13 protein-coding genes are annotated in these 13,555 nt (G+C 73.7%); 8 read left to right on the top strand and 5 right to left on the bottom strand.

Annotation, left to right across the window (positions count from 1 at the left end; genetic code table 11):
• The 6 genes from leuS to holA all read left to right on the top strand — a co-directional run.
• Positions 1–2,070: leucine--tRNA ligase (gene leuS / locus JHD21_RS14835; protein WP_292676767.1), on the top strand; the 2,070-nt coding region annotated here is incomplete at its 5' end.
• A 36-nt stretch (positions 2,071–2,106) separates the two neighbouring features.
• Positions 2,107–2,958 (top strand): alpha/beta hydrolase, encoded by an 852-nt coding sequence (locus JHD21_RS14830; protein ID WP_292676765.1) that lies wholly within the window; start codon positions 2,107–2,109, stop codon positions 2,956–2,958.
• A gap of 30 nt (positions 2,959–2,988) precedes the next feature.
• Positions 2,989–3,852 (top strand): DegV family protein, encoded by an 864-nt coding sequence (locus JHD21_RS14825; RefSeq protein WP_292676762.1) that lies wholly within the window; start codon positions 2,989–2,991, stop codon positions 3,850–3,852.
• A 109-nt stretch (positions 3,853–3,961) separates the two neighbouring features.
• On the top strand, positions 3,962–4,924 hold the full coding sequence (locus tag JHD21_RS14820) for a ComEA family DNA-binding protein (protein WP_292676760.1): 963 nt from the start codon (positions 3,962–3,964) through the stop codon (positions 4,922–4,924).
• Positions 4,921–7,323: a ComEC/Rec2 family competence protein gene (locus tag JHD21_RS14815; protein ID WP_292676758.1), complete on the top strand. Its 2,403-nt coding sequence runs from the start codon at positions 4,921–4,923 to the stop codon at positions 7,321–7,323. Before JHD21_RS14820 ends, JHD21_RS14815 begins: the two co-directional genes overlap by 4 nt.
• 13 nt (positions 7,324–7,336) lie before the next feature.
• Positions 7,337–8,323, top strand: coding sequence for a DNA polymerase III subunit delta (holA, locus tag JHD21_RS14810; RefSeq protein WP_292676756.1), 987 nt, complete (start codon positions 7,337–7,339; stop codon positions 8,321–8,323).
• Between the two features lie 68 nt (positions 8,324–8,391).
• Here the strand turns inward: holA and rpsT are convergent, their stop codons facing one another.
• The 3 genes from rpsT to JHD21_RS14795 all read right to left on the bottom strand — a co-directional run bounded on the left by rpsT (position 8,392) and on the right by JHD21_RS14795 (position 10,220).
• Positions 8,392–8,652, bottom strand: a complete 261-nt coding sequence (gene rpsT, locus JHD21_RS14805) for a 30S ribosomal protein S20 (protein WP_292676754.1) — start codon at positions 8,650–8,652, stop codon at positions 8,392–8,394.
• A gap of 117 nt (positions 8,653–8,769) precedes the next feature.
• Positions 8,770–9,723 (bottom strand): hypothetical protein, encoded by a 954-nt coding sequence (locus JHD21_RS14800; RefSeq protein WP_292676752.1) that lies wholly within the window; start codon positions 9,721–9,723, stop codon positions 8,770–8,772.
• Positions 9,720–10,220, bottom strand: coding sequence for a hypothetical protein (locus JHD21_RS14795; RefSeq protein WP_292676750.1), 501 nt, complete (start codon positions 10,218–10,220; stop codon positions 9,720–9,722). Before JHD21_RS14795 ends, JHD21_RS14800 begins: the two co-directional genes overlap by 4 nt.
• Before the next feature lie 142 nt (positions 10,221–10,362).
• Here JHD21_RS14795 and JHD21_RS14790 point away from each other — a divergent pair, with 142 nt between their 5' ends.
• Both JHD21_RS14790 and JHD21_RS14785 read left to right on the top strand, forming a co-directional pair.
• The gene (locus JHD21_RS14790) at positions 10,363–11,613 is read left to right on the top strand and encodes a histidine kinase (RefSeq protein WP_292676748.1); all 1,251 of its coding nucleotides are present in this window, start codon (positions 10,363–10,365) and stop codon (positions 11,611–11,613) included.
• On the top strand, positions 11,610–12,284 hold the full coding sequence (locus JHD21_RS14785; protein ID WP_292676746.1) for a response regulator transcription factor: 675 nt from the start codon (positions 11,610–11,612) through the stop codon (positions 12,282–12,284). The genes JHD21_RS14790 and JHD21_RS14785 overlap by 4 nt, the downstream gene beginning before the upstream one ends.
• Positions 12,285–12,293: 9 nt before the next feature.
• Here the strand turns inward: JHD21_RS14785 and JHD21_RS14780 are convergent, their stop codons facing one another.
• Both JHD21_RS14780 and JHD21_RS14775 read right to left on the bottom strand, forming a co-directional pair.
• A complete protein-coding gene (locus JHD21_RS14780; protein ID WP_292676744.1) occupies positions 12,294–13,127 on the bottom strand; it encodes an SRPBCC domain-containing protein in 834 nt (277 codons plus the stop codon).
• Positions 13,124–13,441: a metalloregulator ArsR/SmtB family transcription factor gene (locus JHD21_RS14775; protein ID WP_292676742.1), complete on the bottom strand. Its 318-nt coding sequence runs from the start codon at positions 13,439–13,441 to the stop codon at positions 13,124–13,126. The genes JHD21_RS14780 and JHD21_RS14775 overlap by 4 nt, the downstream gene beginning before the upstream one ends.
• Positions 13,442–13,555 lie beyond the last annotated feature (114 nt).

Below are 13,555 nucleotides of genomic sequence, written 5' to 3'. Positions count from 1 at the left end.
GAGTACTACCGCTGGACGCAGTGGCTGTTCCTGAAGTTCCGCGAGCGGGGCCTGGCCTACCGCAAGGAGAGCCCGGTCAACTGGTGCCCGGTCGACCTGACGGTGCTGGCCAACGAGCAGGTCATCGACGGGCACTGCGAGCGCTGTGGTGCCGAGGTGACCAAGCGCGAGCTGACGCAGTGGTACTTCAAGATCACCGACTACGCCCAGGAGCTGCTGGACAACCTGGACGAGCTGGAGACGTCGTGGCCCGACCGGGTCATCAACGCCCAACGCAGCTGGATCGGCCGGTCCGAGGGCGCTCACGTCACCTTCGACGTCGTCGACGGTGAGCCCCTGACCGTGTACACCACCCGGCCCGACACCCTGTTCGGCGCGACGTTCATGGTGGTGGCGGCGGATGCCCATCTGGCGGCCCAGCTGGTCACCGACGAGCAGCGACCGGCGTACGAGGCCTATCTGGAGGAGGTCCGCAAGGCCTCCGACATCGAGCGGCTGGCCACCGACCGGGAGAAGTCCGGCGTCTTCCTGGGGCGCTACGCCGTCAACCCGGTCAACGGGCAGCGGATCCCGATCTGGGCCGCGGACTACGTGCTGGCCGACTACGGCACCGGCGCGATCATGGCGGTGCCCGGCCAGGACCAGCGGGACTGGGACTTCGCCGAGAAGTTCGACCTGCCCGTCGTCCGGACCGTCCAGCCCTCGGAGGGGTTCGAGGAGGACGGCGGCAAGGCCTTCACCGGCCAGGGGCCGGCGATCAACTCCGCCAACGACGACATCTCGCTGGACGGCATGGAGATCGCCGAGGCGAAGACCGCGATCATCGCCTGGCTGGAGCAGCAGGGCGCCGGCCGGGGCGCGGTGAACTTCCGGCTGCGTGACTGGCTGCTGTCGCGCCAGCGCTACTGGGGCGCGCCGATCCCGATCGTCCACTGCCCGGCGTGCGGCGAGGTCCCGGTCCCGGAGGACCAGCTGCCGGTCGTGCTGCCCGAGCTGCGCGGCGCGGACCTGACCCCCAAGGGCGTCTCGCCGCTGGCCGCGGCCGAGGAGTGGGTCAACGTCGACTGCCCGTCGTGCGGCGGCCCCGCCAAGCGCGACAGCGACACGATGGACACCTTCGTCGACTCGTCGTGGTACTTCCTGCGCTACTGCTCCCCGCAGGACCACACGCAGGCGTTCGACACCGACCTGGTGAACGCGTGGGGTCCGTGCGACGTCTACATCGGCGGGGTGGAGCACGCGGTGCTGCACCTGCTGTACGCCCGGTTCTTCACCATGGTGCTGAACGACATGGGCCTGGTGGGCTTCCGCGAGCCGTTCTCGGCCCAGCTCAACCAGGGCACCGTGATCAACCAGGGTGCCAAGATGTCGAAGTCCAAGGGCAACGGCGTGCGATTGGGGGAGCAACTATCGGCCTTCGGCGTGGACGCGGTCCGGCTGACGCTGGTGTTCGCCGGTCCTCCCGAGGACGACATCGACTGGGCGGACATGTCGCCCTCGGGGTCGCTGCGCTTCCTGCAGCGCGCCTGGCGGCTGAGCGGCGACGTCACCTCGCCCGTCGGGACGTCGCCGGACGGCGGCGACGTCGCCCTGCGGCGTACGACGGCGCACACGGTCCACGACGCCGCCGAGCTGGTCGACGGGTTCCGCTTCAACGTCCTGGTGGCCCGGGTCATGGAGCTGGTCAACGCCACCCGCAAGGCCATCGACTCCGGCTGCGGCCCGGCCGACCCCGCCGTGCGCGAGGCCACCGAGGCCGTGGCGGTCCTGCTGTCCCTGGTGGCGCCGTACACGGCCGAGGAGATGTGGGAGCGGCTGGGGCACGAGCCGACCGTGGCCCGGTCGTCCTGGCCGGCCGTCGACCCGGCGCTGCTGGTCGTCGAGGCGGTCACGGCGGTTGTCCAGGTGCAGGGCAAGGTGAAGGCCCGGCTGGAGGTCAGCCCGGAGATCAGCGCGGCCGACCTGGAGTCGCTGGCGCTGGCCGACGAGTCGGTCATCCGGGCCATCGAGGGTCGCGAGGTGCGCCGGGTCATCGTCCGCGAGCCGGCGCTGGTCAACATCGTCGTCTAGGCGATGAGTCCGAGTGGACACGGCAGTCTGACCGGCATGACCGAGAAGCAGACCTTCACCGTGGGTGAAGGGGACGACCTGATCACCTACGACGTCCGCGGCGACCTCAGCTCCGGCACGCCCCTGTTCATGTTCGCCTCGCCCATGGACGCCTCCGGTTTCGGCAGCCTCGCCAGCCACTTCGAGGACCGGCCCGTGGTCACCTACGACCCACGCGGGGCCGGCCGCAACCCGACCGGCACCGGCGAGATCACGCCTGAGCAGCACGCCGAGGACCTGCACCGGGTCATCGCCGCGCTGGGCGTCGGTCCCGTGGACGCGTTCGGGAGCAGCGGCGGCGGGGTCAACCTGCTCGCGCTCTGCGCAGCGCACCCCGAGGACGTCCGCACCGCGGTGTCGCACGAGCCGCCGATCTTCGAGGGCCTCCCGGACGGGGAGGTCCTGATGGCGGCGATCCTCGACATCACGACGACGTACGCGTCGTCGGGCAACGGACCGGCGATGGCCAAGTTCATCCAGCTGGTGATGGCGCAGAGCGAGATCCCGGCCGACTACCTCGACCAGCCCGCCCCCGACCCGGCGATGTTCGGGCAGTCGGCCGAGGACGACGGCAGCCGGGACAACCCGCTGATGCGCAACATGCCGGCCTGCAACCTCTACCGGCCCGACCCGGAGGCGTTGGACGCGCTCGGTGACCGGCTGGTCATCGCGGTGGGCGTCGAGTCCGGCGACGGACCGGCCGCCCGCGGGGGCCGGGCGGTCGCGGGCAGGTTGGGCCGGCCCGTGGCGGACCTGCCCGGCGACCACGGCAGCTTCTTCGACAGCTCCTACGGCGAGCCCACCGGCGTCGCAGAGGTCGCCGCGCGGCTCCGCGAGCTGATCGCCTGATGCTGGCGGTGACGCGTTAGCCTCCGGTCCATGTCACGTGGGCCGGTCGTCGTGGTCACCGACTCCACGGCGAGCCTGCCGCCCGAGGTCGCGGCCGCCCACGGCATCGTCGTGGTGCCACTTCAGGTGGTGATCGGAGCCGACGTCTACGACGAGGGCTCGGAAGGCGCGACGCCGGAGCTGGTCGCGGGGGCGCTCAAGGAGTTCCGCCCGGTCAGCACCTCCCGGCCCACTCCGGCCGCGTTGCTCGAGGTCTACGAGCAGCAGGTGGCGCTCGGTGCGACCGAGATCGTCTCGGTGCACCTGTCCTCCGACATGAGCGGCACCTTCGAGTCGGCGCAGCTCGCCGCCCGGGACGCCTCCGTGCCGGTCGTGCCCGTCGACAGCCGGCAGGTGGGCGTGGCGACCGGGTACGCCGCGATCTCGGCTGCGGAGGTCGCGGCGTCGGGGGGCTCCGCCGCGCAGGCAGCGGAGGCGGCGCGGGCCAGGGCCGCGGGGTCCTCGTCCCTGTTCTACGTCGACACCCTGGAGTACCTGCGCCGCGGTGGCCGGATCGGGGCGGCCGCGGCCCTGTTCGGCGGGGCGCTCGCGGTCAAGCCGCTCCTCGAGATCGCCGACGGCAAGGTGGCCAGCCTGGAACGGGTGCGGACGTCGAGCCGGGCGCTGGCCAGGCTCGAGGAGCTGGCGGTCCAGGCGGCGGGCGAGTCCCGTGTCGACGTCTGCGTGGCCCACCTCGCGTCCCCTGACCGGGCCGGGCAGCTGACCGAGCACCTCACCGAACGCCTGGCGGACAACCTGGAGGGCCGGGAGGTGTGGTGCGGCGAGCTCGGCGCCGTCCTGGGGGCGCACGTGGGGCCCGGCATGCTCGCGGTCTGCGTCGCCCCGCTGCTCTGACTCCGACGCCCGTCCGTTCCCGGTCCACAACGGGACCTTGGGGGCGGCCGTCCACAGGTGCGGGTCCCGGCCCGGGACGTCTGGGGCTCCTCGTTCCTAGCGTCGCGGCATGCGATCCCGTCGACCCAGCCCCGAGCACCAGGACGCCGTCACCCGACGCCTCGCGCTGCTGAGCGCGGAGCTGTCGGCCGTCCAGCCACCGCCGGCCCCGGCCGGCCGGCGGCAGGAGGGGGAGTGGTGGGACGAGCACACCCGCCTGGCCGAGTCCCGGCGACCCGCGGCGACGTGGGCAGAACCGCCGGGACTGCCCTCGACAGCGAGTCCGCACTCGTCTCCGGCTCCGCCGGTGCCCGTCCCCGGGCGGCACGCGGCCCGCCGGGTGCGCCTCGGCAGCGGTCTCCTGCCGGCGACGTTGCGCGGCCGGGTCCTCCTCGGCCCGGCGCAGCTCGCGGTGGTGGCCGTTCTTGTCGCCGTCGGGTTGGCGGTCACGGCCTGGTGGGTGGTGCGCTCCGACGCCGAGCCGGCCGCAGGGCGAGCCATCGCCGCACCCACGGGGGCGCTGGTCCAGCCGGCGCAGGCAGGTCCCGACGCAGCCGTGGCCGCGGTCAGTGACGGCGCCGCGGCCGCCCCCGCGACCAGCCCTGCCACCGTGACCGTCGATGTCGCCGGCAAGGTGCGCAGACCGGGGATCGCGGTCCTGGACGCCGGCTCCCGGGTGGTCGACGCGCTCGAGGCCGCCGGCGGTGTCCGGCCCGGCGTCCACGTCTCCGACCTCAACCTGGCCCGGGTCCTCATCGACGGCGAGCAGATCCTCGTGGGTGTCCCGGCCCCGCCGGGGGTCGCGGCCACCTCGCCGCCGGCGGCCGGCGGGGCGCCGGCGGCGCTGGTCAACCTCAACACCGCCGACGAGGGCCAGCTCGAGACGCTGCCCGAGGTCGGGCCGGTGACGGCGGCCGCCATCGTGGCGTGGCGTGACACGCACGGAGGGTTCTCGAGCGTCGACGAGCTCCTCGAGGTCGACGGCATCGGCGAGGCGACCCTGGCCAAGATCGCGCCGCACGTGACCGTGTGAGCGACGAGCCCGCGGAGCGTCCGGACCTCCGGATGCCCTTGCTGGGGGCGACGGCCTGGGTCGGTGCCGTCCTCGGCGCCACGGACGCGGTCCCGACGCCCGTCCTGGTCGCCGGACTCGCAACCCTGGTGGTCGGGGCGCTGGCCACTGTGCTGGTCACGGGGCCGGCCACCGGGCTGGTCACTGGGCCGGCCACCGGGCTGGCCACTGGGCCGGCCCGTCAGCGGGCGCGTCCCCGCCGCGGGCCGCTCCTCGCGGCGACGCTGCTGGTGCTGCTCGGTGCGGTGATGGTCACCGTGCTGCGGGCGCACCAGGTGACGCACAACCCGGTCGCCGAGCTCGCCGGCGAGCGCGCCGTCGTCGCGGTCGAGGGCACCGTCGCCTCCGACCCCGTCCGGGTCACCACGGGGCGGACCGACCAGGTGGTGTGGCGGCTCCGGGTGACGGAGGTCAGCGGCCGGGGCGCGACCACGTCCCTGGTCACACCGGTGCTGGTCCTCATGTCCGCCGATGCGCCCCGCCCCGCCCTGGGCGCCACCGTCGCGCTCCGTGGGCGTCTCGCGCCGGCCGACGACCACGACCTCGCCGGCCTGCTGGTCGCGAGCGGCGACCCCGAGGTGCGCCGGGCCCCCGACGTCTGGTGGCGCGGGTCGGCCGCGGTGCGCGAGTCCCTGCGTGAGTCGGTCGCGCACATGCCGCGGGCGCAGCGGGAGCTGGTCCCCGCCCTCGTGGTGGGGGACGACTCCGGTCTGCCGGACGACGTGGAGGCCGACTTCCGGACGACCGGGCTGACGCACCTGCTGGCCGTCTCGGGGACCAACCTGACCCTCGTCGTCGGGTTCCTCCTCACCCTGGCCCGCTGGTCCCGGGTGCGTGGGCGCTGGCTGGTCGTCGTCGGGGCGGCCGGTGTCGTCGGGTTCGTGCTGCTCGCCCGCACCGAGCCGAGCGTGCTGCGGGCCGCCGTCATGGGCACCGTCGCACTCATCGGGCTGGGCCACGACGGACGGCAGCGAGGGCTGCGGGCCCTCGGCGTCGCGGTGCTCGTGCTGGTCCTGGTCGACCCCGGTCTCGCCGTCTCGGCCGGCTTCGCCCTGTCGGTGCTCGCCACCGCAGGCATCCTGGTGCTCGCCCCGGGGATGCGCGACGCCATGGCCCGGTGGCTGCCGCGGTGGCTGGCCGAGGCGGTCGCGGTCCCCCTGGCCGCCCAGCTCGCCTGCACCCCCGTGGTCGCCGCGATCTCGGGACAGGTGAGCCTCGTCGCCGTCGCCGCCAACGTGCTGGTGGCGCCCGCGGTGGGGCCGGCGACGGTGCTGGGTCTGGCCGGCGGCCTGGTCGGGGTGGTGTCTGGCCCGGCGGGTCGCCTGCCCGGGACTCTCGCCGCGACGTGCGTCGCCTGGGTCATCGAGGTGGCCGAGCGCGGGGCCGCCTTGCCCGCGGCCGCCGTCGGGTGGGGGACCGGCGCGTCGGCGCTGGTCGTGCTCACCGTGCTGGTCGTGCTCGTGGCGCTCGCCGCGCCCGGTCTGCTGCGACGGCCGGCCACCGGCATCGGCTGCTGCCTGGCCCTGGTCGTCGCCGTGGTGGTGCGCCCCGCGGACCTCGGGTGGCCGCCCGACGGCTGGGTGCTGGTCGCCTGTGACGTCGGCCAGGGCGACGCGCTGGTGCTGAGCGCGGGTCCACACTCGGCCGTCGTGGTCGACGCCGGGCCGGATCCGCAGGCGGTCGACGCGTGCCTGCGACGGCTCGACGTCGACCACCTCCCCCTGGTGGTGCTGACCCACTTCCACGCGGACCACGTCGACGGGCTGGCGGGCGTGCTGGACGGCCGGACGGTGGACGACGTGGTGGTCACCCGCCTCCTCGATCCGCCACGAGCCGTCGACGAGGTGCTCCAGACCTCACGCGCCGAGCAGCTCGCCCCGCGCTACGCGGGCTACGGGACGACGACGTCGTACGGGCCGCTCTCCCTGCAGACGCTGTGGCCGCTCCCGGGTCCCGCCACGCGCGGGCCGGGCGACGGCTCGGGGGCCAACGACGCGAGCGTGGTGCTGCTCGCCGAGACCGCCGGGATGCGGATCCTGCTCACCGGCGACGTCGAGCCACCGGGGCAGGCGATGCTGGCCAGGACGCTCCCGGGGCTCGACGTCGACGTGCTGAAGATCCCGCACCACGGGAGTGCTCACCAGGACGAGGACTGGCTGGTCTCGCTCGAGCCCGCGGTCGTGCTGGTCAGCGTGGGCGCGGACAACGACTACGGGCACCCGGCGGCGTCGGCACTCGATCCGCTGACCGCCATCGGTGCCGTGGTGGCTCGGACGGACACCGACGGCGACCTCGCGGTGGTCGTCCGCGACGGCGAGCCGGAGGTGGTCACGCGCGGGCGCTCTGTCCCCAGGGTGTGACAGGGTTGCCGACGTGGACGCACCGCTGGCACCACTTGGTCGCATCACCCTGGTGACGGGCAAGGAGGAGTTCCTCAACGAGCGGACCGTCCGGGACGCCAGGGCCGCCGTGCGGGCGCACGACCCGGAGTCGGAGCTGTCGGAGACCGCGGCCTCCGACCTCACGCTGGCGACGCTCGGTGAGCTCGCCGCCCCGTCCCTCTTCTCCTCCATCCGGTGCGTCGTCGTCCGCGGCCTCGAGGACCTCCCGGAGGCGTCGGTCGACGGCCTCCTCGACTACTGCCGGGCGCCGTCCGAGGACGTCGCACTGGTGCTGGTGCACGGCGGCGGCGTGCGTGGGGTCGGCGTGCTCAACAAGCTCCGCAGGCTCGACACCGTCGTCGAGCACAAGTCGGTCGAGCTCAAGGCCTGGGAGGCCGCCGGATTCGTCACCGCCGAGGTCCGCTCGCACCACGGCCGGATCGACAAGGAGGCGGCCCAGGCGCTCGTGAGCGCCGTCGGGTCCGACCTGCGCAGCCTCGCCGCGGCCGCCGACCAGCTCAGCCACGACGCGGACGGGGCACCGATCACCGAGGAGGTGGTGAAGCGCTACTTCGGCGGCAAGGCCGAGGGCAAGTCCTTCGTGATCGCCGACGCCGCCTTCCTCGGGCGCAGCCAGGCGGCCCTGGAGGAGCTGCGCTGGGCGATGGCGACCGGCGTCCCCTCCACCTTCGTCACCTCGGCGTTCGCGGGCTCGGCCCGCGGCCTGGCGCGCTACCGCGCGGCGGCCAAGAACGTCCGCGAGGCCGATCTCGCCCGCGAGGTCGGCGTACCCCCGTGGAAGCTCAAGGACCTCAAGGCCCAGGCGCACGGCTGGACCGACCACGGGCTGGCCCGGGCGATCCGGGCCGTCGCCCAGGCGGACGCCGACATCAAGGGTGCGGCCAGCGACGCGTCCTACACGCTCGAGCGGCTGGTGCTCACCATCGCAGGCCTGCGCACCGACACCGCGCACCGATAGGCCCACGAGCAGGCCCACAAATGGGCTCGACCCGCCCGGTCAGCACGGGCGGGTCGGCGGTGACAGCGTCAGAGAGAGGCGGCCTTCTTGGCGATCGCCGACTTGCGGTTGGCGGCCTGGTTCTTGTGGATGACGCCCTTGGAGGCGGCCTTGTCCAGCTTCTTGGCGGCGTCGCGGCCCAGCTCGACGGCCTGGTCCTTGTCGCCGGCCTCAGCGGCCTCGCGGAACTTGCGCACGGCGGTCTTGAGGCCGGTCTTGACGGCCTTGTTGCGCTCGTGACGCTTCTCGTTCTGCTTGTTCCGCTTGATCTGGGACTTGATGTTGGCCACAGGTGAACTCTCGTGAGATCGGATGACTGGACGACGAAGAAGAGCGCTCTGAGTGCACGCCGAGCGCGACGGACAAGGTTAACAGCGAGCGCCCGCCAACCCGAAATTGCCAGCCGGTCACCAGCCCCGGCGTTCGGCGAGCCACTCGAGGCAGACGTCGCCCTGCCAGCGCTGGTGGTCGCGCAGGTGCGGGGACGTCGGCGGGACCGGCTCGTCGCTCTGCCGGAGGAAGTAGCCGGTGAGCAACGCCAGGAGGATGTCGATGCTCTCCGCGGGTACGTCGCGGGTGAGCCGTCGCGAGGACAGGACCCGGTCGACGTCCAGGCCGTCGCCGCGCGGGCCGATCATGAGCAGCAGCGTGTCGAGCCACGCCGCTCCGACGCACGGGAAGTTCCAGTCGCACAGCACCGCGGTGCCGTCGGCCCGGATCAGGATGTTGTCGTCGCGGACGTCGGTGTGGACGAGGGTGTCACCGCACACGACCTCGCGGTACCGGGCGGCGAGCTCGGCGGCCTCCTCGAGGTGGGCGAGGCCCGAGTGGTGGACGCGTAGGTGGTCCCAGTAGCCGGGGAACGCCGCGAACTCCTCCTCGACCGTGTCGAGGCTGAGCGCCGGGGGGACCGGGGTGAGCAGGTCCGCCACCAGCTCGAGGGCGTCCAGCGACGCGTCGAGGTCCGCGCGGTTCCACGGGCGGCCCGGCTGCCGGGACTCCACGTGCTCGAGGCCGATCACGAACCAGTCGTCGACGTCCAGGGTCCACTGCAGCTCCGCGGCCGGGACCCCGGGCGGGAGGGACTCGAGCTTGCGGGCCTCCTCGCGGTATGCCTCGGCGAACATCCGCTGGGCCTTGGTCGAGGCCGCCTTGACGAAGTGCCGACCGCCGTCCTCGGTGCTCAGGACGGAGGCGAAGCCAGGTGTGAAGCCGGACCGGCGGGAGTCGGCGGAGGCGACGGCTGAGCCGAGCTGTCCCTCGACGGCGTCGCGCACACCGGGTGGCAGGTGCGTCCACTCGATGCGGCGCGCGGTGCGGCCGACGGGGACGAGCGAGGCGTACGCCGGGGCAGGGCTCACCCGAGGATTCTGCGCCACCACCTGACGCGAGCGACGGGCGCGGTCGGACGACGGCGCAGCGTGGCGACGAAGCGGGCGCCGACGGCCGCGCTGGCCGACGGCGGGTCGTCGAAGGTGGCCAGCCCCGCGGCCACCGCGATCGTCCGGTGCTCGGTGCGGAGGACGCGCTGCAGGACGGGCTCGTCGGCGTGCTCGTCGAGCACCCGGCGGGTTCCGGGGAGGTCGTCGGAGGTGTCCAGCCAGGCCCGCCCGACGCACTCCGCGAGCGCACCGCCGTCGGTCTCGAGGGCCACGTCGATGCGCCCGTGCAGCCGCCGCGACCAGACGCCGTGCAGCGCCAGCAGCAGCTCGTCCCGGTCGGCGAACGGCCCGGCCGCGGCGTCGGGGAGGGGGAGGCCCGCGTCGAGGGCCCTGACGACCTCGCGCAGCGAGGCCGAGTGCGCGTGGACCTGCGACCACGAGGGAGCGGCGGTCGGGTCGCGGTGCTGGGTGGTCATGACACGACAGTAGGAAGGGTCGGGCCGCTCGGCAGCCGCCGCGGGACGGGTCTTCGGCACCCGCCCAGGGGTGGGGCCTGGACGTGAGGCCTCCGACCCTGGTCGGATGCCGGACCGCCCCGTCCGCGCCTACTCTCGCCGTGTGGACGTGCCGGGCTACGTGCTGCGCATGAAGCGGCGCTGGGTCGCGAGCGGCCTCCCCGACTACCCCCTGTGGATCGCCGCCGTCATCGACTCCGCGGCCCTGGTGTCCGGCGTGCTCGCGGTGGCGCAACGCGGCCGGGAGGCTCTGCCCATCTCGGTGCTGCTGGTCGCGGTCGCGCTGCTGCCCTGGGTCGTCGAGCTCTGGTGGCAGGCGCGGAGCTGGCTCGCGTTCCTGGCCCTGACCGGGGGCGCCACCACGACCTTGATGGTCTGGCGACCGGTCGAGTACGACGTCACCCCGCTCCTGCTCGTGCTGATGGCCGGCCACGTGACCGCGTGCGCCGGTGTCTGGCGCGGCCTGACCGCGATGGTGGTCGGCGAGGCCATCGTGATCGGGCTGGGGGTCCACGGCACGATGCCCGGCCAGGCCGTCATGATCTGGGCGGTGTCGATGGTGGGCGCGATGGACCTCGGCTACGTGATGCGTTCCCAGCAGCTCCGGATCCAGGACCAGCAGCGGGAGCACGCCATCCGGGAGAAGCAGGCTGTCCTCGAGGAGCGGCAGCGGATCGCGCGGGAGGTGCACGACGTGGTCGCGCACTCGCTCAGCGTCACGATGCTCCACCTCACCGCCGCCCGTCGCGACCTGGAGGACGGCGGTGACACCGCCGAGGCGGTCGAGGCGCTGCGGGAGGCCGAGCGGGTCGGTCGCCAAGCGGTCTCCGACGTGCGCCGCACCGTGGGTCTGCTCGGCGACGGCGGTGCCGCCCAGCCGCCGGCCCCGACGGTCGAGGACATCCAGGTCCTCGTCGCGGACTTCCAGGCGGCCGGCATGGACGTCGAGCTCACGACCACGGGTGACCTCTCCCAGGTCCCGCCGGCGACCGGGCTGGGGCTCTACCGCCTCGTCCAGGAGTCGCTGACCAACGTGGCGCGGCACTGCCCGGCGGCCGCTGCGTCCGTGACCCTCGACCTGGAGTCCGACCCTGGTCGGCTGACGGTGCGGAACCGGGTGCCGGACGACGCGGTGCGGGGTGCCGGCGGGTCGGGGCTGGGCGGCATGGCCCAGCGGGCCGAGCTCCTCGGGGCCCGGCTCAGCGCCGGTCGTCAAGGCCGCGAATGGGTCGTCCAGGTCGAGCTGCCCCGCGGTGAGACCGTCCGCGACCGCTCCGGGCACACGTGCCCGCTGCCGCGGCTGACCCGCGGCCTGACCCGCCCGGGCGTCGGGACCCGGCTGGAGACCACGTGACCGAGGGTGACGAGGGTCTGGTCCGGGTGCTGCTGGTCGACGACCAGGAGCTGGTCCGGTCGGGACTGCGCCGGGTCCTGCGCCGGCGCGACGGAGTCCTGGTCGTGGGCGAGTGCGACGACGGCGACCAGGTGCCGGCCGCCGTCGCGGCGCACGCTCCCGACGTCGTGGTGATGGACCTGCGGATGCGCCGGGTCAACGGCATCGACGCCACCCGTGCCCTGCGCGGGGAGCCGGACGCCCCGCCGGTCCTGGTGCTCACCACCTTCGACGACGACGAGCTGCTGGCCGGCGCGCTCCGGGCCGGTGCGTCCGGGTTCCTGCTCAAGGACAGCCCGGCCGAGGACGTGGTCCGGGGAGTCCTGGCCGTCGCCGACGGCCGCTCCGTGCTCGACCCGGCCGTCACCTCACGGGTCCTCGACGCGTTCCGCAGCGCGCCCGAGGTCGCCCCGCCCGTCGACACGCCGCTCACCGAACGGGAGCTGGAGGTGCTCCAGCTCATGGGGCGAGGGCTGAGCAACGGCGAGATCGCCGGCGCCCTCGTCATCTCCGAGGTGACCGTGAAGAGCCACATCGGCCGGATCTTCACCAAGCTCGACCTTCGCGACCGGGCCGCCGCGATCGTCTACGCCTTCGACCGGGGGCTGGTCGCGCCCGGGGGCTCCCGGTGAGGCCGTGTCTCACGTGGGGACCACGTAGGACTCGACCGCGCAGATGAGGCCGGCCCGGAAGGTGAACGTGTCGGCGTAGCGGAACGAGTGCGTGACGCCGTCGGCGTCGTCGAACTCGCCCGTCCCGAACGCCGCGACGACGTCGTCCTGCGCGACCGTGCGGTCGAGGGTCAGTCGCGGCAGGCCGGCGCCCTCGGGGCCGTCGATCAGGGCGTCGAACTCGGCCGTGCCCCTGGCCGTCGCGTGCCCCACGATGTCCCAGGTCACGTCGTCGGTCAGGCACGCCAGGATGGCGTCGTGGTCCCCGGCCCGGAACCCGTCGACGTACGCGTCGAGCAGCCGGGACCGGTACTCCGCCTCGATGACCGGCAGCTGGTCCCAGTCCCAGGCCTGCGGCGCCGCGTCGAGCGCCGGCTCGAGCCGGTCCAGCGAGTGGTGGAGGCCCACGATGTGACCCTCGGCGAGCGCGGCCGCGATGTCGGGGGTGTCCTGGCTCAGTCGCAGCAGGCAGCCGTCCCCGTCGGGCGTCAGCTCCCAGGTCAGGGTGATGGAGCGGTCGAAGTGGGTGTGCACGAGCCGGTGCGGCGGGTCGAGCTCGAGGATCTCGCAGGTCATCGCGTCCTCGCCGAGCTCGGGGGCGGTGAAGGCGATCAGGCCGCCGGCCGTGAGGTCGATGTCGATCGACGCGTCGAACGGCAGCCACCAGGCAGCCAGGCCCTCCGGGGTGGTGATGGCGTCCCAGACCCGTTCGACCGGGTGGGCGAGCACCCTCTCGAACCGGATCGAGCCGCGGCGGCCGTGTCGCTCGACGGTGCCGTGGCGGGAGTGGGTCGTGGTGGTCACGAGGGGTCCTTCCGGTCGAGGTGGGCTTCGAGGCGGTCGAGCCGGGCGTCCCAGGCCCGGCGGTGCTGCTCCAGCCAGTCGTCGAGCTCGTGCAGGGGCGCGAACCGGGATCGGTAGCACCGGCGCTGGCCGTCGCGCCGTACGTCGACGAGGCCGGCGGAGCGCAGCACCTTGAGGTGCCGGGACACGCCCGGCTGGTGCATGCCGACGAGGTCGACCAGCTCGGTCACGGACCGCTCCTCGTCGCGGACGGCGTCGAGGATGCGCAGCCGGGTGGGCTCGGCGATCGCGTCCAGGGTCTGGGCGAGGGGCATGCCGCGAACATACGATCTGGCGTATATACGTGTCAACGCATGTACGCCGGGACGCGGAATCGGACCACGCCCTGACCCGTGGGAGGATTTGCCCCGATATGACTCGTCCCACCC

This window comes from Nocardioides sp. (assembly GCF_016462705.1).
Taxonomy (GTDB): Bacteria; Actinomycetota; Actinomycetes; order Propionibacteriales; family Nocardioidaceae; genus Nocardioides.
Note: the sequence above shows the minus strand (reverse complement) of the source record. Positions and strands in the feature narration are given on the sequence as shown.

Coding starts and splice junctions, on each gene's coding strand:
- JHD21_RS14825 (WP_292676762.1), top strand. CDS start 2,989: ATGTCACGTGGGCCGGTCGTCGTGGTCACCGACTCCACGGCGAGCCTG.
- JHD21_RS14795 (WP_292676750.1), bottom strand. CDS start 10,220: ATGACCACCCAGCACCGCGACCCGACCGCCGCTCCCTCGTGGTCGCAG.
- JHD21_RS14830 (WP_292676765.1), top strand. CDS start 2,107: ATGACCGAGAAGCAGACCTTCACCGTGGGTGAAGGGGACGACCTGATC.
- JHD21_RS14820 (WP_292676760.1), top strand. CDS start 3,962: ATGCGATCCCGTCGACCCAGCCCCGAGCACCAGGACGCCGTCACCCGA.
- JHD21_RS14775 (WP_292676742.1), bottom strand. CDS start 13,441: ATGCCCCTCGCCCAGACCCTGGACGCGATCGCCGAGCCCACCCGGCTG.